Consider the following 19,049-nt stretch of genomic DNA (forward strand, 5'->3'; position numbering starts at 1 on the left):
CTCAGGCGTCCGGAGCGGCCATCGCTTGGGGATTCACCTGCTGATCGAAGTCGGCTTCGGTGATGTGGCCAAGCTCCAAGGCTGCCTGCTTCAGCGTCAGCCCCCGGTGATGGGCATGCTGAGCAATGGCACTCGCTTTCTCGTAACCAATGCTCGGGGTCAAGGCGGTGACCAGCATCAGGGAGCGATCAACGAACCCCTGAATCTGCTCGCGATCGGGCTCCAAGCCCTCCACTAGGTTCTGGCGGAAGCTGGTCATAGCGTCCTTGAGCATCCGGATCGACTGCAACAGGTTGAAGCCGATCAAGGGCTTGTAGACGTTCATCTGCAGATGGCCGCCGGCGCCGGCGGCCGCGACGGCGCCATCGAGCCCGATCACCTGGGTGCAGACCATGGCCATGGCCTCGCACTGGGTGGGGTTGATTTTCCCCGGCATGATCGAGCTTCCCGGTTCGTTGGCGGGCAGCCGCAGCTCGCCCAGCCCAGCTCGGGGACCGCATCCCAGCAGACGCACGTCGTTGGCGATGCGGAGCAGAGCCACCGCCAGCAGGCGAAGCTGCCCCATGGCATGAACGAGGGCGTCATGGCCGGCCATGACGGCGAAGAGGTTGTCAGCGGGACGGACCTTGACGCCAGCGACCCGGCTCAGCTCCTCGGCAACGGCATGGCGGAAGCCCGGCGGCGTGTTCAACCCCGTGCCCACGGCGGTGCCCCCAAGGGGGAGATCGCCGAGGCTGACCAGACAGTCCTCCAGCCAAGCCTGGGCTTGTTTGAGTTGATCCCGCCAAGCGGCCACTTCATCGCCAAGATGCAGCGGCACCGCATCCTGCAGATGGGTGCGGCCGATCTTGACGATTGGCATCCAGGCCAGGGCTTTGACATCCAAGGCCTGCACCAGGGCATCGAGCGCAGGCAGCAGACCATCCTTCAGCTGCTTGGCCGCGGCAACGTGGATGGCAGCGGGGAACACATCATTGGTCGATTGCGACCGATTGACGTGGTCATTCGGATGCACGGGGTGGTGACTGCCGAGGGCATTGCCTGAGGCCTGAGACGCCAGATTGCTGATCACCTCGTTGATGTTCATGTTGGTCTGGGTTCCGCTTCCGGTCTGCCAGACCCGAAGCGGGAACTGATCGTTGTGCTCGCCAGCGGCAATGGCATCGGCCGCCGTGCAGATCAGCTCAACCTGTTGAGGGCTCAGAAGCGCATGCTCGCCGTTCACCGTGGCGCAGGAGCGCTTGATCCAGGCCAGGGCCTGGATGATCTCGAGCGGGATTCGTTCGTCGCTGATCGCGAAGTTCTGAAGCGACCGCTGGGTCTGGGCTCCCCAGAACGCCGCTGATGCCACTTCGACGCCCCCCAGGCTGTCGGTTTCAACCCTGAACGGCTGCGTCATCGGATTTTCGGTGCGATCGAGCGTTGCGTTGATCATCCGTGATCACGGATCAATCAACGTGTCATCGTTCCTCATCAACCGTTTCGCTGGTCTCCAGTGCAGGTTCACCGCTCCCATGCCTTGGCTGTACAGCTGCCCGATGCATCCCTGGCCCAGCTGCAGCGCTACCTGTCGCAGCCTGCACGACCGATGAAGGCGCTTTTGAACCGTAAAAAAGTGGAGCAGCTGGAGGATGGCCGTTTTCTCTACGTCTCGCGGCCTTATCAATTGCTCAATGTGCAACTCCAGCCCGAGGTGGTGTTCCGCACCCACTGGGATGGTGCCCAACTCAGCATCGTGTTTGAGGACTGCAAGATCGATGGACTCGGACAGTTGCAGGGACCGGCTGAGTTTCAGTGCCAAGCATGGATCCGTCCCGAACAGGAGCGCCTGATTGCCAGGGCAGATCTCAGTCTTGAACTGTCTCCAAGGGGAGCAGGGGCCTTTTTGCCGAAGCCGCTGTTGCACCGCACGGGTGATCTTGCCTTGAGTTTGGTGATGGATCGATTGGAAAAGCGTTGTCGCAACGGATTGATGAAAGGTGCTTTGAAGTGGGTTGCACGCCATCCATGAACATGCTTCATTTATGCATAGGTGGTATCGTCAGTATTCCGAAGACTCTCCTGTCGACGTTGTGGTAAGCACGACAAATTCAGTTAATTCAACATTAACATTTAGGAATTTTTCTGTTCGGTGCGATAAAGCAAACCCAAAAATATCCTTCAAAGTCCCATGGGATTTAGAGCTTGTAGTAGGGAAAAAAGTTGCTGTGATTTCGAATAATTCATTTTTGCGGTATCAGCTGATCTCGGCCATTGCTGATCTCGTCCCGCCGGTGTCCGGTGAGGTCATCAGTAATGGAGTGATTGGTTGGCCTGTGGGTGGGGAAGCGGGTTTAGACAGCAAGTTGAGAATTTCTCACGCTCTCAACTTTCTCTCTGCCGTGTATGGTGATTGTCTTGAACAATCCCTAATCAGCGTGGATGAGTTCTGGGGACTGTTGGCTGGAGTTGAGATCGTTCCAGACTTAATCATCACAGATCTCTCCAAGAGCCAAAAAGACTTTTTCTTTTTGGCTCTATCTGTTCTTTTCCGTTTTGATTGTTATTTGATTCCTAAGACAAGATATCTGATGTCTAACGATGCAGAAGTTCTTCGCGATCTTCTGCATGAACAGCTGGAAAATAAAACTCTTGTTAGTAGCTCGACCAACAGTCGATTTCAGCGTGAGTTTTGTACTGATGGCCTTGTGCTGGGACCGCAGGGTCAGATCCTTTTCGCTGGTGGGCTTACGGAAGCGATCCAGTGGGCCGATCACAATCTCTTGGCATCTGATGTGTCAGACTCTGAAGATGAACAGTTTGAGCTGGCCGCGAATCTGAAAAATTCTGAATCTGGCGATGACATTAGTGATTCCGAGATTTTCTGAGGGGGAAATACATCGATGAATTTTTTCCGCAAACTTTACAGTTCAATTTGGCGTCAGGTTGCCATTGTTCTCGCCATTGCCACCTATCAGAATGATAGAAAATCAACAGGCACTTCAATAGGGGCATGGGAGAGCATTGTTTCGCCATTGCAGATCATGTTGTTCTTTATTGCAATGCGCGTAGGCTTTAGTTTTTTAAGGGGCCAAAATCGATTCGCAGCCGGTGGGTCAACGGATATGTATTTCAATATTGTTATTTTTATCGTCTCTGGGTTTGCTCTTGCTTTCATCTTTCGGCAAGGGGCGATCAAGCCGCTTTCTGGCTTGAAATTAAGGGCACCCCTTTACTACAGAAGAATCAGGCCATTGGACATTCTTTTGGCCTTGTTGGTGAATGATATTAGGGCTATTTCGACAATTTCTTTAGCGCTTTTGGGACTGGTGTGGTGCTTCACATGGTCATTTCAGCTTGACAGCCCAGGCTTGGCATTCATTGTCTATATGCTCACGATTGTATTGGCAATTGGCTTTGGCATATGCCTTGTCTTCATCGGCCAATGGAACAAATGGATCACCAGGATCATTAAAAGGCTATTGCAAAGGATAATTATTTTTACGTCAGGAATATTTTTTGCTACTTTTGAGCTTCCTGCTTATACTAGACCATACATAACATGGAATCCTATTCTCCATGCGGTAGAGCTTTTCAGGTATGCAATGAATAACGAATATCCCATTCCGGATATTTCTCTCTCTTATTTGGTCTGGTGTTCAACGATTACGCTCGGCTTTTCGTTGATTCTATATCGAACAAACGAATACTTGCTTCTTGAGGCTAGTGATGATTGACATGTAGTTGTTCTTTCACGCGTCTTGAATTAAATTCTCCCAATGACTGAATCCATCAAGCCCTCCAGCTCTCCATCATCTTTCGAGGATGAGTCGCCGTCGTCATTCTTGATCCCCAGTCCTCTGGCTCCTGATCAGCAAACACCGGCTTGGCGCGAGCGGCTGAACGGGATTGCAAAGCCGAAGATATTGCTAACAGCTTTTTTGGCAACTTCGGCGCTCTACTGTTTTGTGATTGGTCGTGATCGATATACAGCTGTTTCCGAGTTTGTGATTCAGCAGGCTTTGCCCCTTGAGGGAGGATCGGCTTCGGTGTTGGCGGGATCAGCATCGGCCCCCCAGGTGTTGACCTCTCTGGTGGATGGTCAGTATCTTCAGGTTTATCTTGAATCTTCTGCTGTCAAAAATCGCTTGTTCCCTAATGGGAAGACGCTTGAGCAGGATTACAGGCCTAGATTTCCGGATCTTTGGGCTGGATTGTCTTCCAACAGCTCTGTTCCGGAACAGCTCAACTTCTACAGAAAGCAACTGTCTGCAACCCCTCAGCCTTTGAGCGGTTCAGTGATTCTGAGGACATCCGGATTTAGTCCCGAACAAGCTTTCAATCTCAACAATGAGTTGCTGAAACAATCTCGACTTTTCGTTAATGAAGTTAATCAGTCTATCAATGCCGACCAAAATAAATTCGCCAGAGAAGAAGTTCAATTGGCGGAAAACAATCTTAAAGAAGCGAAAAACAAGTTGGAGGCATTCCGTAAAAAGAATGGCAACCTAAGTGTTGAAACTGAACAGGCTGCAGCAAGTTCGTTCATTTCCGGCCTTGAATCTCAGCTTGTTGAGTTGAAAGTGGAAGAGGCTGCACTTCGCCGTCAGTATCGAGATCCAAATGCACCTGAGGTTGCATTTGTCGCTGATCAAGTGAAGGAACTGGAGGTGCAGATTCGTGCAGAAAGGAGCAGAGCTGTCAGCGAAAATGGGAGGGATTTGAACGCTCTTGTGCTTGAAGAAGCAGGGTTGATTTCAGATGTTGAATTTGCGACAGAAACACTGCAAACAGCTCGGCTTGCAGCGGATAACAGTCGTCGGGAAAGCATCCGTCAGTTGAAATTTGTGGTTGTTCTCAGCCAAGCTCAAATGCCTGTTGAAGCCGACTCAAACTGGCGTTGGCAAGCATTTTTGGGATCGGTTGGGATCATTGTTGTTGCCTGGGGCGTGGGTGGATTTATTCTCAACGCGATGCGTAAGGGTTAACGCGCTGATCAACCATCGTTTCCTCAATCAAGGACGTAGGCTTCCATGCCCCTTGGCTGCCAGGTAATACCCACAGGCTCGCGCAAAATGAAGCCGACGGCGTGAAATGAGGTCATCATTGGTGATATCTGGATATAACTCCTGGGCTTTTTTGTCGTTGGCACAAGAGCGTTCAATCATTTGCAAAACCTCTTGTTTGGTTGAAGGCAGCTTTTCGCCGAGGAGCTGGTTGTAAAAATGCCATTCTGTATTGGCACGTATAACGGTTTCACGGAAACCATATTCATGGGAATGGCGAACCACTGCTGTTGATGCATAGGCTTTTTTATACCCCCTCCTGAGAATTTCACGCGCCCACAATTGATCCTCGCCATAAACAACGTCTGGAAGAGGCAGAGTTTCACAAATGGATTTTCTTAGGCAAGAATTGTTGTCGGAGTAGAAGCGTTCATGGCTCGAGACAACACCATTGCTGGTTTGTCGACCTACTTCCAGTTCGATCGGTTGGCGATGGCTTCTGAAAATCCAACGATTGAAATGTTGATCGAGATCATGGGCGGTGAGTTGTCCATGGGTGGTATGCGCCATGTGGCATCCGAAAACACCGGCCACACCGGGGTCTTTCTGGAGGGGGGCGATCAGATTCATCAGCCACATGCGATTCGCAGGAATAGCATCTTGCGTGATGAAGGCGACGTATTCGCCTCGGGCAAGCTTCACCCCCAGGTTACGGGTACGCCCATGGCCAAAATCCTTTTTGCGAATTTTGTGCAGGCGGAGCCGTTCATCCTCTGGTAACCCGTCAAGGCATCCATCGCTGGACTCACTGTCGATCAATAACACTTCAAAGGGCTGATCGAGATCCTGTGCGAGACAAGACTCAACAACGGCTCTGAGCATTGCACCCCCGTTGTAAACGGGAACGACGATCGTCACCAGGGGCACCGCTGGCTCCAAGTGTTGTGATGTTGGCGCGGAGGGAAGCGATTCCTGAATGTAGGCCTCAACCAATTTGTTGGAGGAATCCCAGTTGAGATGCTCAGTGGCGGCGAGCCCTGCTCTTGTGGTGCGTGCCCTGAATGTCGAATCGTTCAACAAAAGGCTCAAGGCCGATGCAAGGTCTGCTGGTGTCGCTTTCGCCAGGACAGCGGTTTCCGGTTGATAGGAGACCCGCGTGTGTTCGGCATCGATATCAACAACGGGCAGTCCGCAGGCCATCATTTCGTTGGGAACCAGGGAGTAATTGGTTCCCGATAGGACGAATCCGACCGTGCACTGGCGATAGAGGTTGGCTAGGTCATCGGCTTCAAGAATCCCAGCGTGCTTCACCTTCACAGGAATTCCAAGATCGGGTAGATCTGTTTCGCCGAAGGTGATGATCTCGAAGTAGTCCCCCAGATCAAACAAAGCTCTCAGGGCAAGAAGCCCCAGTTCATAGAGTCGTCTTGGCGTGCTACGCCTCACATAGAAGGCAATGGCATGACTGCTGCGTTTCTGAGTGTTGTCGGGGTGGTAAACATCGTGGTCGACTGCTAGGGGGAAAGAGATGGCCGAATTGCCAAAGCTTTCCATCTTCTGTTTCAGCCAAGGGCTGGCACAGATGCAGGAAAAGTTATTTTCAGATGCGTAGGATTGTTCGGTGAGGATGCTGGAGCTTCCTCGCGCGAAAAAATAGGCTTCATAGTCCTGAACAAAGTAAAATCTTTTCTGAAACTTTTTCATCCCAAGCACGGGATAGGTGCTCATGCGGTCAGTGGCGATGACAATGTCGCCGCTGACGCGATCGAGGTCGTCCTGGTTGTTGCCCAGCATGTAAACCTGATCTGTTTTGAGTGGAATGAAGGCCTGGTCGATGACACGCTTATGGAGACTGCTGAGGCGACTTGGCTTGTCGTTCCCTTTGAGCTCTGAATGAACCCAGATTGTGCATTGGTGACCACAGCGTTCCAGATAATCAATGGTCCTGAAAATGGTCATGTGGCCACCAAGGCCAGGTGTGAAATTAGGGATGACCCAATGGATGTGTAGGGATTTAGGGTTGGTGTTGTTCTTGAGTGACCAATCTGGATCCAGTTCCTTGGATTTGAATTGAATAACCTTCTCAAACCCTTGAATTTTCAGCTTGTTTCGACCTTCAATAATTGATTTGTCCGTAAGATGTTGTTTTGAAAGGAAGTACCCGCAGTATGTTGTTAGCAGCTTTTGATTGCATATTTCAGTTGTTGACAGCCCGATAAGGCGTTCAATGCTATGGGCGATCGTCCCATCGATCTGACCGCCTTCCTCGTCAAAGTCGTGCCAGCTGAGATTCCAGTCAAGAATCGGCCTGAGCAGGTCTGGCTTGCACCAGAACATCGTTCCTGTTGGGAAGCGGAACTGGCTGTCTCGTGTGATGTGGTCGAGATTGAAACGTTTGAGGAAGGGGCTGGCTTTCGTGTAGTTGCCATCCTCATGGCCCCAGCAGGAATCGTGCTTGATCCCGAGGCTGAGAGCATAGTTCTCGACCGGATAGACAATGCCGATGTCTGGTGATTGAAGAGCCTTGAGGTTGGTGGCTGCAATGGTTTTGCTGCCAATCAGGTTGTCCAGGCAGTGGAGGAACCAGCCGCTGAGGGCGTTGCTGTGGGGGCTTTTTTTGGAGTGGAGCTTCAGGATGAGGTCGTAGTTGGGTATTTCATCCTTGAAGCCAACGATGAATGGGGCAACGTCACGGCCGATATTGCTAAAGTGCCTGACTTCAACCTTCTGCGCATTGTCGACTTGAGAAAAAATGTGCTTCAGAATCTGGATTGAATCTTCTTTTGTGGAAATGAAGACGTCAATTCTGCACGGTATGTTCTTAAGGTATGAGGCGATTGTTTCGCCAAGCTCAGGGTAGAAGATATGCAGGAAAACGCCAACTCTTTTTCCTTTTAGATCGTCTATAATGGAATTTTCGATACTTTTTTCGGCTCGTTTGATGTCGGCCATCTTTCGCATGAAATGGATGTTATCCATCGAAAAGCGGCGTTCGTTCATTCCGAATTTGAAGCAGTGCACCATCGGGTTGAGCCCACTCGCTTTGACGTCGGGATATTTGCTCAAGTAATTTTCTGTTTCGAATAAATTGCTCGGATCTATGCCCTCTCGGCAGCCTGATGTGCAGTAATGAAGAATCACATCACCGATGCTTTGTAGTTTCCCTGCTTCTTCGAGCTCGAGTTGGGATTTGTAGTGTTCAATGTCAAAAACATAAGCGTAGTGAGCTAATTCGCGGAAGTCGCGAACAATCCTCTTGCTTGTACCTTCGCTTTGCAGGCTTTTGATGTATTCCTGCAATTCGGGAGTTGTTTTTTTGCGCCTGTTGTTGGGCTGGTTCTGGTGTTTGTCTTTCCCTAGTCGATTCAGTTGATTTCGAAGCTTTCTGGGTAATATTTTTGATCTGCCCAATGCAGAAGCAGAGCGCATGAATGCCTTGCGTGTCGCGTTGGAGAAAGGGGAGAGCGAGCGACGTTGTTTAGGCATGCCGCTCATCTAGCTGATCTCGAAGAATCACTATGCAATTTATCATTCACACGCTTGGCCTTGCGTTGTTTTTATGCCCAATCTGCTGCCGTCATAGCCCGCTTTCTGACGCACTTTGGTGCACCACTCCTGATTCGTCAGGTACCAGCGCACGGTCTCCGCCAAGCCCTGTTCCACGTTGTGGCGAGGGCTCCAGCCCAGCTCGGAACTGATGCGGCTTGGATCAATCGCGTAGCGGCGGTCATGGCCTGGGCGGTCTGTGACCGGTGTAATCAAATTGGCGTGGGGAGCTGATGCAGGGCAGCTCTGATCAAGCTCTGTGCAAATGGCGTCAACGACTTCCTTGTTCGTGCGTTCCCCGTGGCCACCCACGCAGTAACTGCTGCCGGATTTGCCTTTGCAGGCGGCCAGCAGCAGGGCATCGACGTGGTCTTCCACGTACAACCAATCCCGCACATTCAGCCCATCGCCGTAGAGCGGAATCGACTCCCCGCCAGCCGCTTTCAAGGTGACCACTGGAATCAGCTTTTCCGGGAACTGCCAGGGGCCGTAGTTGTTGGAGCAGTTGGTCAGCACCACGGGCAGGCCGAAGGTGTGGTGCCAGGCCTGGACCAAGTGATCACTGGCCGCCTTGCTGGCGGAGTAGGGGCTGCGGGGGTCGTAGGGCGTTGTCTCCGAGAAGCGCCCTTCGGAGCCCAATGAACCAAAGACTTCATCGGTGCTGATGTGGTGCATCCTGAAGGCGTCCTGGCGTTCACCGCTCAAGCCTTCGTAGTGGCCCCGCACCGCCTGCAGCAGGTTGTAGGTGCCGTTGACGTTGCTCTCGATGAACACACCAGGGCCGGAAATGGATCGATCCACGTGGCTCTCCGCTGCCAGGTGCATCACCAGATCGGGGTCGGCCGCCTGCACCGCAGCCTCAACGGCAGCGGCATCGGTCAAATCCACCTGCTGAAGGTTGTGGCGATCGTTCGCCGCGCCCCCCAGCTCGCTCAGCACCTCCTCAATCGAGGACAGGTCGCTGGCGTAGCCCATCTTGTCGAGATTGAAGACGGTGACTGTGGTCTCCCGCAACAGCCTGCGGACGACGGCACCGCCGATGAAGCCGGCACCTCCGGTGACCAGAACTCTGCGGCGATCTCCCAGCAGGTCGGAGGCGGAAGGCATGGACGAAACCATTGGTGAGAGCGTGGGTGGGGCGTTGTCTGGGGTTGGGGTGTTGAACTCAGTCGCCCTTCATGGCGTTTTGAATTGCTGCAACACGGTCTTCAGAGCTTGCTGCCAGTGCTCGCCGTTGAGGTCCAGGGCGGATCGGGTGGCGGTGCAGTCAAGGAGGGAATAGGCCGGCCGTTCTGCAGGGGTGGGGTAGTCCGCTGTGGTGATCGGTTGAACGGCTGCGGGCGTGTCGATCAGCCCCACGTCAGCACCGATTTGGCCAACGGCCACCGCCACGTCGTACCAGCTGGCGGCGCCGGCATCACTCCAATGCATCACAGCTGGCAAGTCGCTGTCACCTGCGATCTGAAGGGTTTGCCAACAGGCTTGAGCGAGGTTGAGCGTGCTTGTGGGACAGCCCACCTGATCGGCGACAACACCCAGTTGGTCCCGTTCCCGGTGGAGGCGGAGCATGGTGAGGGCAAAGTTTTTGCCTACGGGCCCGATCACCCAGCTGGTGCGCAGGATCAGGCCCCGGCCTTCTGTTCCAAAAATCGATTGGACCGCGGCTTCTCCAGCAGCTTTGCTGGCCCCGTAAACACCGAGAGGGTCGCGGGCCTGCTCGGGTTGATACGGCGTCCCCTGGGTTCCATTGAAGACGAAGTCGGTGCTGATCTGGAGCAGGCGTCCTCTCGCTTGTTGATCAAGAGCGCGGGCGAAGGCTTCCGGTGCCCCGGCATTCACGGCGTGGGCCAGATCGGGCTCCGACTCGGCCTTGTCCACCGCTGTGTAAGCACCGGCGTTGAGGACCCAGTCGGGTTGGTGCTGTTCCACGGCGCTGCGGCAGGCTTCAGGGTCCGCCAGATCAAGCTGCTGACGGCTGGTGGCCACCAGGTCGATTCCCTCAGGGGCGGAAGCGATCAGAGCCTGGCCCAGCTGACCGCCAGCTCCGGTGAGCAGCACCTTCATGGGAAAACGTCTCCAGCTGCTGCAGCGACTTTGAACCCTGCTGCTTTGGCATCTTTGCTTGAGAGGCTTACCTCGGCGCTCTGCAGCCGATCAATCGGCCAGGCAATGGCCAGATCCGGGTCATTCCAGACGATGGCCCGTTCACAGGATTTGTTCCAGAACCCGCGCGCCTTGTATTGCACCTCAGCCACCTCGCTGAGGGTGAGAAAGCCGTGGGCGAAGCCCTCGGGAATCCAAAGCTGGCATTTGTTGTCGGCACTCAGTTCGGCGCCGATCCAGGCGCCGTAGGTGGGGGAGCCGCTCCGGATGTCGACAGCCACGTCGTAAATCGCTCCGACCGAGGCACGCACCAGCTTCGCTTGGGGTTCTGGTGCGAGCTGGTAGTGCAGTCCGCGAAGCACACCCTGGATCGAGCGGGAGTGGTTGTCTTGCGAAAACAGCACCGATTCGCCCACCGCTTCATTGAATTTGTGTTGGTTCCAGCTTTCGAAGAACCAGCCACGGTCATCGCCAAAGGCCTGGGGCGTGATCAGCAGGGGGCCCTGCATCACCGCGCCGGACGGTGTGTTGAGTTGTTCAAGCTGCATGACTCACCTCCAGGCTGGATTGCAGGGCCGCGTGATCGCTCACGCTCTCCTCGAGCATTTGCAGGAGATAGGAGCCGTAGCCACTCTTCTTGAGGGGCTGCGCCAGCTGATTCAACTGTTCTGCGGTGATCCAGCCCTGGCGCCAGGCCACCTCCTCCGGGCAGCCCACCTTGAGCCCCTGGCGATGTTCGAGCGTGCGGATGTAGCTGCCGGCATCGTTGAGGGAATCGCAGGTGCCGGTGTCGAGCCAGGCCATGCCACGACCCATCAGTTCCACCCGCAGCAGCCCTTCAGTCAGATACATCTGATTGAGATCAGTGATCTCCAGCTCGCCACGCGATGAAGGCTTCACCTGGCGGGCCCGTTCCACGACGCTGTCGTCGTAGAAGTACAGCCCGGTAACGGCATAGCGGCTCTTGGGCTTCTGAGGTTTTTCCTCCAGGCTCAGCACCTGGCCATTGGCATCGAATTCGGCCACGCCATAACGCTCGGGATCACTGACGGGGTAGGCAAACACCGTCGCCCCTTGGGCTTGCCCGTTGCTGTTCACCAGTTGGGGCACCAGATCGTGCCCATGGAAGAGGTTGTCCCCCAGCACCAGCGCGGCGGGGTGGCCGGCCAGAAAGTCGGCACCAATCAAAAACGCCTGGGCCAAACCGTCCGGGCTCGGCTGTACGGCGTATTCGATCGTCATGCCCCAGCGGCTGCCATCACCGAGCAAGCGCTGAAAAGCCTCCCTGTCGTGGGGAGTGGTGATGATCAGCACCTCGCGGATCCCCGCCAGCATCAGGGTGCTGAGGGGGTAATAAATCATCGGCTTGTCGTAAACCGGCAGTAGCTGTTTGCTGACGGCCTGGGTGATCGGATGCAGCCGCGTGCCGCTCCCGCCAGCCAGGATTATCCCCCGTCGCTTGGATGCGGTTTTCATCGACTGGCTCACCGCGGTGAAGTCGGCGCTATTACAGCACGAGACCCCTTGCGATCACTTACATTCAGTCGACGGCGCAGCCGTTCAAGCAGTCGCTTTAACTCTGGTTTCGGCCGCAGTTGGCGTTCGATGCTGGCCGCCAGCTGAGGGTTGCGTTGGCCGATCACCTCGCGCCAGCTGTCGACCGGTTGCCGTGTGGGGTTGTCGCGCAGCAGGCTCACCTTGAGGAAGGGGAAGCCCCGTTCCTCAATCAGGTGCTTCCAGTCGTAGTGCAGAACATTTCCGTTGGCGTTGTGGGTGTAGAGGCTCTCGAGCTTCAGTTCCGCTGCGCGCAGCTGCACCGGCAGGCCCACTTCGCATTGTTTGACCAGATCCCGTTTGCGGGGCCAGATCTGCAGGGACTCCCAGAAGCGGTTGAAGGCCTGGCACTTCAGAGCCGCTGGTTTGTAAGCGGTGAAGGCGGACGACAGATGCGGTTCGTACATCAGATCGTCCGTCAGCCCAATCACATCCGCTGTGCTGGCGTGCATGCGTTGGAACAGATCGTCGAGGGGGGTGATCGGTCCCCAGAAGCTGTCGTTGGTGAGCACCAGAAACGCTGCTTGATCAATGTCCTGCCGATACAGGTTCAGTGCTGCGTTCCAGCTGCCGAAGTCATAGCCCTGGTTGCGCCGGATCACGATCGCGGCACAGCGTTGGCGCAGCCGATGCAGAGTTCTCGGGTGCCAGCGCAGCCCGCTGGCTGACGACACAACGATCACATCGGCGAAGCGTCGGTACTCGTCAATCAGGGGGAAGAGGTCGTCCCGAAACCGGTTGTCGGCTGAAAAGTGCGCCAGCACAACGATCGGTCGTTGACGGCTGGGTTGGAAGTTCGGATCCCTCCAGTGCATCAGCACGGCATCGTCCACCGGACCTTTCGAGCGCGGTGCGGGTTCCCGGGGTTGGTAGCGGTTGCTGTGGGGATGAATCCGCTGGCTGGTGAGGGGATCGCCTGCCGCAAACAGCCCGGCGTGCTTGGCCCTCAGCTGACCGGATTCCCGTTGATGCCGAGCCAGCGCAGCGCCTTCCCGATCCTTGCCGCGGCTGATCGATTCGTGATGAACGATCTCCACAAAGGGGGTCACGACCACTGAACCACCGCTCTGCCTCAGGCGCAGGCAGAGATCCACGTCGTTGAACACCACGGCGAGATTTTCATCAAAGCCTTGGATCCGATCGAAATCGCTGCTGCGGAGCATCAGGCAGGCTCCGGTTGCTGCAGTGAACTCCTCCTGCACCAGCAGGGGTGTCAGCGTGGCCAGCACGGGGGGGCTATGCAGGTGTTTGCCGGGCTCCACCACACAGCGCCGCTCTCCCTTCACCAGGGCGACCCCCTGATGCTGGATGCTCCCGTCGGGGTAGTGCAGCTTGGCTCCCACGGCAGTGGTGCCGCGGTAGGCGAAAGAGTCCAGCAGGGCCTGGAGCACCTCGGCGGATCGGAATTCGATGTCGTTGTTCAGCAGCAACAAGTGGCTGCCACGGGCATGGCGGCGGCCGATGTTGTTGAGCCGCGAATAGTTGAACGGTTCGTCCACCCGCACCACGCCCACGTCATCGAGCTGTGCCTGTTCCTCCAGCCAGGCCTTGGTGGCGGCCTCCTCACTGCCGTTGTCGATCAGGATCAGCTCGTAGGCCACAGCTCCGGCACAGCGGCGCAGCGAGGCGACACAGCTTTGGGTGAGATCCACCCGGTCGCGAAATGGGATCAGAACCGACACCAGAACCCTGGGGTCCGCGCGGAGCTGCAGCTGATGGCAGGCGCTCAGCGATTGAGAGGGAGTGAGCTCCCCACCCGGCACCAGGAAGCCTGGGCTGTGCCGCTGGGTGATGGCCAGGATCTCAGCGCTGAGTTCGCCGGACCAGCAGTGGCGGTCGGCCGGGGAGGCAACGTCGGGCACGGTCGGGTTCGCCCGGATGGATCGCTGCAGCAACACCTCCGGGCAGTGGGCAACGGGGTCGCCGCGACGGCAAACCTGCAGCGCCAGATCCAGCAGCAGGGCATGCAACGAACCGGTGGATGCCGGCAGGGTCAGCTGTTGCAGTGTTGACCAGCGGATCGTCACCAGGCCGCCGATGCATCCCCGGCAGAGCAGACGCAAGGGTGTGATCGCTGTCCTGTTCTGGCGATTTCCCGCCGGAATGTCTGGGTCGTCACTCCAGCGCAGGGTTTCATCGCTGGTGAGCAAGACCGCTTCAGGGTGTTGCGCCGCACAGTGGGCCATGCGCATGTCCGCTTGGGGATCCAGCTGATCACTGGCGTGGCAGAAGCTGATCAGGGTGTTGCTTTCTGGGAACGGCGCTCCGATCCATCCAGAGGGATCCTCGAGGGAGGCGTGCCGGATCTGGCCCCACCCTTCCGGTTGTGAGCTGCGGGCCGACGCGGCCTCTGCTTCTTGTCGGGTTGGGTGGAGAACCACCAACACCGTGGCCGCTGAGGGGATGGGCCCATTTGGAGCTGGGTCTGGGATCGGGGGCTGGTAGCGATCGAGATCCATGCCCAGGGGGCGTCGCTGCTGGAAGCGTTGACGGCCGATGCTGCCCAGGTGCTCCAGGGCGCTGAGGGAGCCTTCACGTGCCGCTGGTCTCAACCCATCCCGGTAGGCCTGGAGGTGCACCGGCGGCAGATCCGTGAACAGGCTGCGCTCTCCCAGGGCGATCTCGCCCAGCCGGCCGCTGCTCAGCAGTTGCTTGGTGTCCGTGAGGTCCCGATGGCAGGCCAGAAGATCGACGGGATCCAACCCGCTGTCTTCCGGAGACCACTGGCTCGGGTTGCGCAACAGGGCGATGGGCAGCAAGGAAGGGTCCAGCAGCTCTTGTGGGAGCAAGGGGAGCTGCTGGTGGAGCTGTTGTTGCCAACGCTCGATCTCCTCGGCGCTGGCGCGACCCGACCGCCAGCGCTGCCAGGCCTGGGCATCAAGCGTGCTGTTGTTTTGGCCGCTTGCAGGTTTCACGCCCTGATCGTCGGGGCGTCCAGTCAAGCGGACGCGGCGAGGGCATCGATCTGCTGGGTCAGCAGCTCCCTCGCCTGGGCGGGTGTAGGGGCCCGCATGAGGTCATGACGCAGTCGCGAGGCGCCGGGGAAGCCCGTGCAGGTCCAGCCCATGTGTTTGCGGGCGATCAGCAGCCCATGATCGCCGCGATCCTGCACCAGGCCGTCCAGTTGATCGCGGGCCAGCGCAAGCCGGGCTGACGGCTTGGGCGTGGAGGGGATCGCACGACCGGTCAATGCCGCGTCGATCTGTCCCACCAGCCATGGGGCTCCCATGGTTCCCCGGCCCACCATCACGCCCGCTGCATGGGTCTGATTCAGGCAGCGCAGGGCATCGTCGGGGCTGTTGATGTCGCCATTCGCGATCAGGGGGATGGTGAGGGCTTCTCGGACCTTGGCAATCGCGCTCCAGTCCGCAGCGCCCTTGAAGCCCTGTTCGCGGGTGCGCCCATGCAGGGTGAGCAGTTGTGCACCGGCTTGTTCCAGCTGTTGGCACCAGTGCACGGGATCGGCATCACTGCCGCACCAACCCAGGCGTGTCTTTACGGTGACGGGCACGGCCACGGCGTCTGCCACCGCTTCCACGATCCGGATGGCCAGCTCGGGATCACGGATCAACCCGGAACCCCCACCTTTGCGTGCAATCTTGCGCACAGGGCAGCCCATGTTGATGTCGATCAAGAAGGCACCACTGGCTTCAGCCCGTCGTGCCGCATCGGCCATGGCCTGGGGGCGATGGTCAAACAGTTGCACGCCGATGGGGCCGGATTCCTCGGCGAGCGACTCCACCTTGCAGAGCCCATGCCCCATCTCGAGGCTGGTGGCATTCACCATTTCGGTGAACAGCAGCGCGTCGGGCGCCCAGCGCCGCACCAGGCTGCGAAAGATTCGATCGCTCACCCCTGCCAGCGGCGACTGCAAGACGCGGCAGCGCAGCTGACGCGCGGTCCCATGGCCGGGAAGCTGCAGAGGGGGTGAAGCAATCATGGGTCCATGCTGCACAACGCAATCGACATGCCCTGGCCGCTCAGTCGTTCGTTGCTGTTGCAGATCCTCGAGGACCGCTGCAGCGATCGCTTTGTCTGCGAAAGGATCTGGGAACGTCTGGGTTATCGGCCTGCTGAACCGCAGTGGTGCGCCGGCCCCGAGACGCCGCCGGATTGGGCGGATGCCTTTCCCCAGGCTCCCGAGTTGATCGCCGAGCGTCCAGCCTCGGTTCGATTGACCCGCTCAATTCTCAAGGAACACAAGCAGTTGCTCAAGCAACAGCTCAACTTCGCGGGTTACCGGATCGGTGAGCTGTACCCCCGCCGCACCCGGCGAGCCACAGCCGTGAACTGGCTGTTGGCCTGGCTGGCCCAGCAGGGCGAGCCCCTGCCCGAGCAGGGCCCCCTGGGGCCGGAACTTCCAGCTCCAGCCGATCCAGTGCAGGGGCACCCCGGCGATCTGCCGGTGCGGTGATTCAGGCCTGAATCGTGATCGGCGTCCCCTTTGGAGTGTTGTGGAACAACCAGCGGGCGTGGTTCATCGGCATGCGCACGCAGCCATGGCTGCGGGGCACGCCGAAGGGTTGCCCAGCGTTTTCCTGCCACGGGGCGGCATGGAGGCAGATGGCTTCGTTCGCGCTCACGCACATCGTGAACGGCACCCCTGGAACGGTGTAAGTGCGTCCATACATCGTGGTGGATCGGTACTTCGTATAAACCTTGCTGTTGAAGATCGGTGTTGGGGTTGAGGCTTTGCCGGTGCTGACCGGAATCACACGAACCACCTCCTGTTCGCTGTTGTAAACAGTCAGGCGCTGGTCGGAAAGGTCGACCACAAGGCTGGCAACGAGCTCGAGCATGGCGATGGAGACACACTGATTCCGCCCTAGCCGTCTCGCTTGAGACTCATTTGTCTCGCCCTGAAAGAATTTCGGTTCCGCTGGCGATCGGCACCAGGCTTCGCCGCAGTGGTGCCGGAGCCGGAGCTCCCAAGAGCGCCCGCTTCAGCAGCGCCAGCAGGGCGCGCCATTCCGTCGGCGGTTCACGGTCAACCCAGCAGCCCTGCCGTTGATAGAGCCAATGCTCCAAGGCTTCGCGCTGCTCCGGGGAGGGTTCGTGCCAGGCGAAGCAGATGCGGGACCCCTGCCATGCCATCGGCCGGATTGGAAGCGGTGTTGGTTGTCCGTCCCAGCGCAGGACAGCCTTGCCGGCTGCAGAAGTTGTCGTGCCCGGTTGCAGCTCCAGTTCAGCGCCTTTCTCGCTGATGGCTGAGATGCGGCAGGTCTCTGTCTCAGCTCCTGAATGGCTGATGAATCCTGTTGTTTCCACCGCGAACCAGGGTGTTGGGTCCTCCTGAGGCGGGTCCCAGCAGGCCCGAAGGGCCACCAGGGTTCCCAGCAGGTTCAGCCCACCCCAGACCAGACCCAGCCCCCAGCCCTCTGCGTTCAGCTGCTCGGGTCGGGTCCCTTGGCGCAGAATCCCGATCAGGTTGGCCGCGTTGAGGCCACTCAGCAGCACCAGGGGCAGAGCCAGGGACCAGGTCCAGCCCCCCTGTTGATGCGCTTGGTGCTTGGGGGTGACGCGAAATCCTTTGGGCCGCAGCACAAGAGTGCTCACCAGGGGCACTGTGAGGACCCAACCGGTGAGCTCGCTGAGCAGAGCAGCTCGGCTGCTTCGATTCAGCCAGCCGATGCTGAGCAGAACGGTCCCCCATAGCGGTAGCAGCAGCTCAAGCAGAGCCGCTGCCGAGATTTTGATGGGCACCACCCCAAACAGGCCGATGCACAGGGGCATCAGCATCAGCAGCAGCCTCGGCAGGTTGTTGACCCAATGGATCACGCCTTCCAGATAGGCCAGCCGCACGCCCCAGCTCAGGTTGCGGGCCCGCAGCGGACCCTTGGGCAGTTGCAGGCTCTGCAGGGTTCCACGGGCCCACCGTTGGCGTTGGCGCACGAAATCAAGCATGCGCTCGGCGGCCAGTCCGGCGCTGAGTTTCTGCTGCAGATACAGCAGGCGCCATCCTTTCTCACGCAGGGCAATACCGGTGACGAAGTCTTCGGACAGGGCGTCTTCTGCAAAGCCTCCAATCGATTCGAGGGCCCGACGTCGAACCAGAAATGAGGTGCCTGCACAGACCACGGCGCCCCAGCCGTCCCGCACCGGCTCGATCCAGCGGTAGAAACTCTCTTCATCGGGCAGCATCCAGCGTTCCATGGCCAGGTTGCGCATCACTGGATCGGCGTTGATGCAGTGCTGGGGGGTCTGCACCAGAGCGACCTCAGGATCCATGAGCAGGCCGATCGTGTTCTCGAGGAAGCTCGCCTGGGGAATGAAGTCAGCATCGAAGACGGCAATCAGGTCTCCCTCGCTGATCCGGAGGCCGTCATTCAGATTTCCTGCCTTCGCATTCGCCCGTTCCGGTCGGTGCCGGTAGCGGCATCCCAGGGAACGGGCGAGCTGTTCCACCTCAGTCCGTCCGCTGTCGTCCAGCACCCAAACGGTGGTGTTGGGGTAGCTCTGGCGACGGCAGGCCTTGAGGCTGCGCTCCAGCACCGTGATCGGTTCGCCGTAGGTGGGAACCAGGATGTCCACGCAGGGGCGCCAGGTGCTGGCCAACCAGGCGTGCCGTTGTTGAACGGCCTGCTCGCGCCGGTCGGGATACCTTCGCCAGGCCAGCCAGAGTGGAACGAGGCCTGTCAGCAGCAACCAGCCTTCCGCCATCAGTAAAACCAGGCTGAGCAGCGTGGACAGGGTGGTGTCCAGGTTCAGGCTTGAGGTGCAGCGCCAGTGCAGATAGCGAAGCGTCAGCAGCGTGATCAGCAGGATCAGGCTGCGGCGGGCCCAGATCGGTGATCCCTGCTCAGGGCGTCGTGTCAGCAGCAGAGGCCACAGCAGGAGCAGCAGGCTCATGGACGTTCGGGG

General features: G+C 57.9%; 15 protein-coding genes. 5 read left to right on the plus strand and 10 right to left on the minus strand.

What is annotated here, in order from left to right:
- Position 1 precedes the first annotated feature (1 nt).
- Positions 2 to 1,435, minus strand: a complete 1,434-nt coding sequence (locus KR52_RS05755; protein WP_084221948.1) for a class II fumarate hydratase — start codon at positions 1,433 to 1,435, stop codon at positions 2 to 4.
- Between the two features lie 60 nt (positions 1,436 to 1,495).
- Between KR52_RS05755 and KR52_RS05760 the strand changes: the two genes are divergently transcribed.
- The 4 genes from KR52_RS05760 to KR52_RS05775 are packed head-to-tail and all read left to right on the plus strand — an operon-like array spanning position 1,496 to position 4,967.
- Positions 1,496 to 2,011: a DUF1997 domain-containing protein gene (locus tag KR52_RS05760; RefSeq protein ID WP_253912459.1), complete on the plus strand. Its 516-nt coding sequence runs from the start codon at positions 1,496 to 1,498 to the stop codon at positions 2,009 to 2,011.
- Complete coding sequence (locus KR52_RS05765) at positions 1,995 to 2,867, plus strand: hypothetical protein (RefSeq protein WP_156957613.1); 873 nt, start codon at positions 1,995 to 1,997, stop codon at positions 2,865 to 2,867. Before KR52_RS05760 ends, KR52_RS05765 begins: the two co-directional genes overlap by 17 nt.
- A gap of 15 nt (positions 2,868 to 2,882) precedes the next feature.
- Positions 2,883 to 3,716 carry an ABC transporter permease gene (locus KR52_RS05770; RefSeq protein ID WP_038553571.1) on the plus strand — a complete coding sequence of 278 codons (834 nt, stop codon included), beginning with the start codon at positions 2,883 to 2,885 and terminating at the stop codon, positions 3,714 to 3,716.
- A 42-nt stretch (positions 3,717 to 3,758) separates the two neighbouring features.
- Entirely contained in the window at positions 3,759 to 4,967 is a 1,209-nt protein-coding gene (locus tag KR52_RS05775; protein ID WP_038553574.1) for a sugar ABC transporter, read from the plus strand.
- A 27-nt stretch (positions 4,968 to 4,994) separates the two neighbouring features.
- Here the strand turns inward: KR52_RS05775 and KR52_RS05780 are convergent, their stop codons facing one another.
- The 7 genes from KR52_RS05780 to dusB are packed head-to-tail and all read right to left on the minus strand — an operon-like array spanning position 4,995 to position 16,128.
- Positions 4,995 to 8,480: a rhamnan synthesis F family protein gene (locus KR52_RS05780; protein WP_038553577.1), complete on the minus strand. Its 3,486-nt coding sequence runs from the start codon at positions 8,478 to 8,480 to the stop codon at positions 4,995 to 4,997.
- Between the two features lie 33 nt (positions 8,481 to 8,513).
- Entirely contained in the window at positions 8,514 to 9,650 is a 1,137-nt protein-coding gene (rfbB, locus tag KR52_RS05785; RefSeq protein ID WP_038553580.1) for a dTDP-glucose 4,6-dehydratase, read from the minus strand.
- A gap of 57 nt (positions 9,651 to 9,707) precedes the next feature.
- The gene (rfbD, locus tag KR52_RS05790; protein WP_038553582.1) at positions 9,708 to 10,595 is read right to left on the minus strand and encodes a dTDP-4-dehydrorhamnose reductase; all 888 of its coding nucleotides are present in this window, start codon (positions 10,593 to 10,595) and stop codon (positions 9,708 to 9,710) included.
- Positions 10,592 to 11,182, minus strand: a complete 591-nt coding sequence (gene rfbC, locus KR52_RS05795) for a dTDP-4-dehydrorhamnose 3,5-epimerase (RefSeq protein WP_038553584.1) — start codon at positions 11,180 to 11,182, stop codon at positions 10,592 to 10,594. Before rfbC ends, rfbD begins: the two co-directional genes overlap by 4 nt.
- On the minus strand, positions 11,172 to 12,110 hold the full coding sequence (rfbA, locus tag KR52_RS05800; RefSeq protein ID WP_038553586.1) for a glucose-1-phosphate thymidylyltransferase RfbA: 939 nt from the start codon (positions 12,108 to 12,110) through the stop codon (positions 11,172 to 11,174). Before rfbA ends, rfbC begins: the two co-directional genes overlap by 11 nt.
- An 8-nt stretch (positions 12,111 to 12,118) precedes the next feature.
- The gene (locus tag KR52_RS05805) at positions 12,119 to 15,130 is read right to left on the minus strand and encodes a rhamnan synthesis F family protein (RefSeq protein WP_038553587.1); all 3,012 of its coding nucleotides are present in this window, start codon (positions 15,128 to 15,130) and stop codon (positions 12,119 to 12,121) included.
- Entirely contained in the window at positions 15,127 to 16,128 is a 1,002-nt protein-coding gene (gene dusB, locus KR52_RS05810; RefSeq protein WP_038553590.1) for a tRNA dihydrouridine synthase DusB, read from the minus strand. The genes KR52_RS05805 and dusB overlap by 4 nt, the downstream gene beginning before the upstream one ends.
- A 6-nt stretch (positions 16,129 to 16,134) precedes the next feature.
- On the opposite strand from dusB, the gene KR52_RS05815 reads away from it, so the two are divergent.
- A complete protein-coding gene (locus KR52_RS05815) occupies positions 16,135 to 16,602 on the plus strand; it encodes a DUF1823 family protein (protein WP_038553593.1) in 468 nt (155 codons plus the stop codon).
- Position 16,603: 1 nt separating this feature from the next.
- On the opposite strand, the gene KR52_RS05820 is transcribed toward KR52_RS05815, so the two are convergent.
- Positions 16,604 to 16,987, minus strand: a complete 384-nt coding sequence (locus KR52_RS05820) for a L,D-transpeptidase (protein WP_038553595.1) — start codon at positions 16,985 to 16,987, stop codon at positions 16,604 to 16,606.
- Positions 16,988 to 17,033: 46 nt separating this feature from the next.
- The gene (locus tag KR52_RS05825) at positions 17,034 to 19,037 is read right to left on the minus strand and encodes a glycosyltransferase (RefSeq protein WP_038553598.1); all 2,004 of its coding nucleotides are present in this window, start codon (positions 19,035 to 19,037) and stop codon (positions 17,034 to 17,036) included.
- Positions 19,038 to 19,049: the final 12 nt, after the last annotated feature.

Source organism: Synechococcus sp. KORDI-52 (assembly GCF_000737595.1).
Lineage (GTDB): Bacteria > Cyanobacteriota > Cyanobacteriia > PCC-6307 > Cyanobiaceae > Parasynechococcus.

Bases quoted from the DNA above. Each gene is read 5' to 3' on its own strand.
- KR52_RS05820 (WP_038553595.1), bottom strand. From the start codon at position 16,987: ATGCTCGAGCTCGTTGCCAGCCTTGTGGTCGACCTTTCCGACCAGCGC.
- KR52_RS05815 (WP_038553593.1), top strand. From the start codon at position 16,135: ATGCTGCACAACGCAATCGACATGCCCTGGCCGCTCAGTCGTTCGTTG.
- dusB (WP_038553590.1), bottom strand. From the start codon at position 16,128: ATGATTGCTTCACCCCCTCTGCAGCTTCCCGGCCATGGGACCGCGCGT.
- KR52_RS05780 (WP_038553577.1), bottom strand. From the start codon at position 8,480: ATGAGCGGCATGCCTAAACAACGTCGCTCGCTCTCCCCTTTCTCCAAC.
- KR52_RS05775 (WP_038553574.1), top strand. From the start codon at position 3,759: ATGACTGAATCCATCAAGCCCTCCAGCTCTCCATCATCTTTCGAGGAT.
- KR52_RS05770 (WP_038553571.1), top strand. From the start codon at position 2,883: ATGAATTTTTTCCGCAAACTTTACAGTTCAATTTGGCGTCAGGTTGCC.
- KR52_RS05825 (WP_038553598.1), bottom strand. From the start codon at position 19,037: ATGAGCCTGCTGCTCCTGCTGTGGCCTCTGCTGCTGACACGACGCCCT.
- rfbA (WP_038553586.1), bottom strand. From the start codon at position 12,110: ATGAAAACCGCATCCAAGCGACGGGGGATAATCCTGGCTGGCGGGAGC.
- KR52_RS05755 (WP_084221948.1), bottom strand. From the start codon at position 1,435: ATGATCAACGCAACGCTCGATCGCACCGAAAATCCGATGACGCAGCCG.
- rfbD (WP_038553582.1), bottom strand. From the start codon at position 10,595: ATGAAGGTGCTGCTCACCGGAGCTGGCGGTCAGCTGGGCCAGGCTCTG.
- rfbC (WP_038553584.1), bottom strand. From the start codon at position 11,182: ATGCAGCTTGAACAACTCAACACACCGTCCGGCGCGGTGATGCAGGGC.
- rfbB (WP_038553580.1), bottom strand. From the start codon at position 9,650: ATGGTTTCGTCCATGCCTTCCGCCTCCGACCTGCTGGGAGATCGCCGC.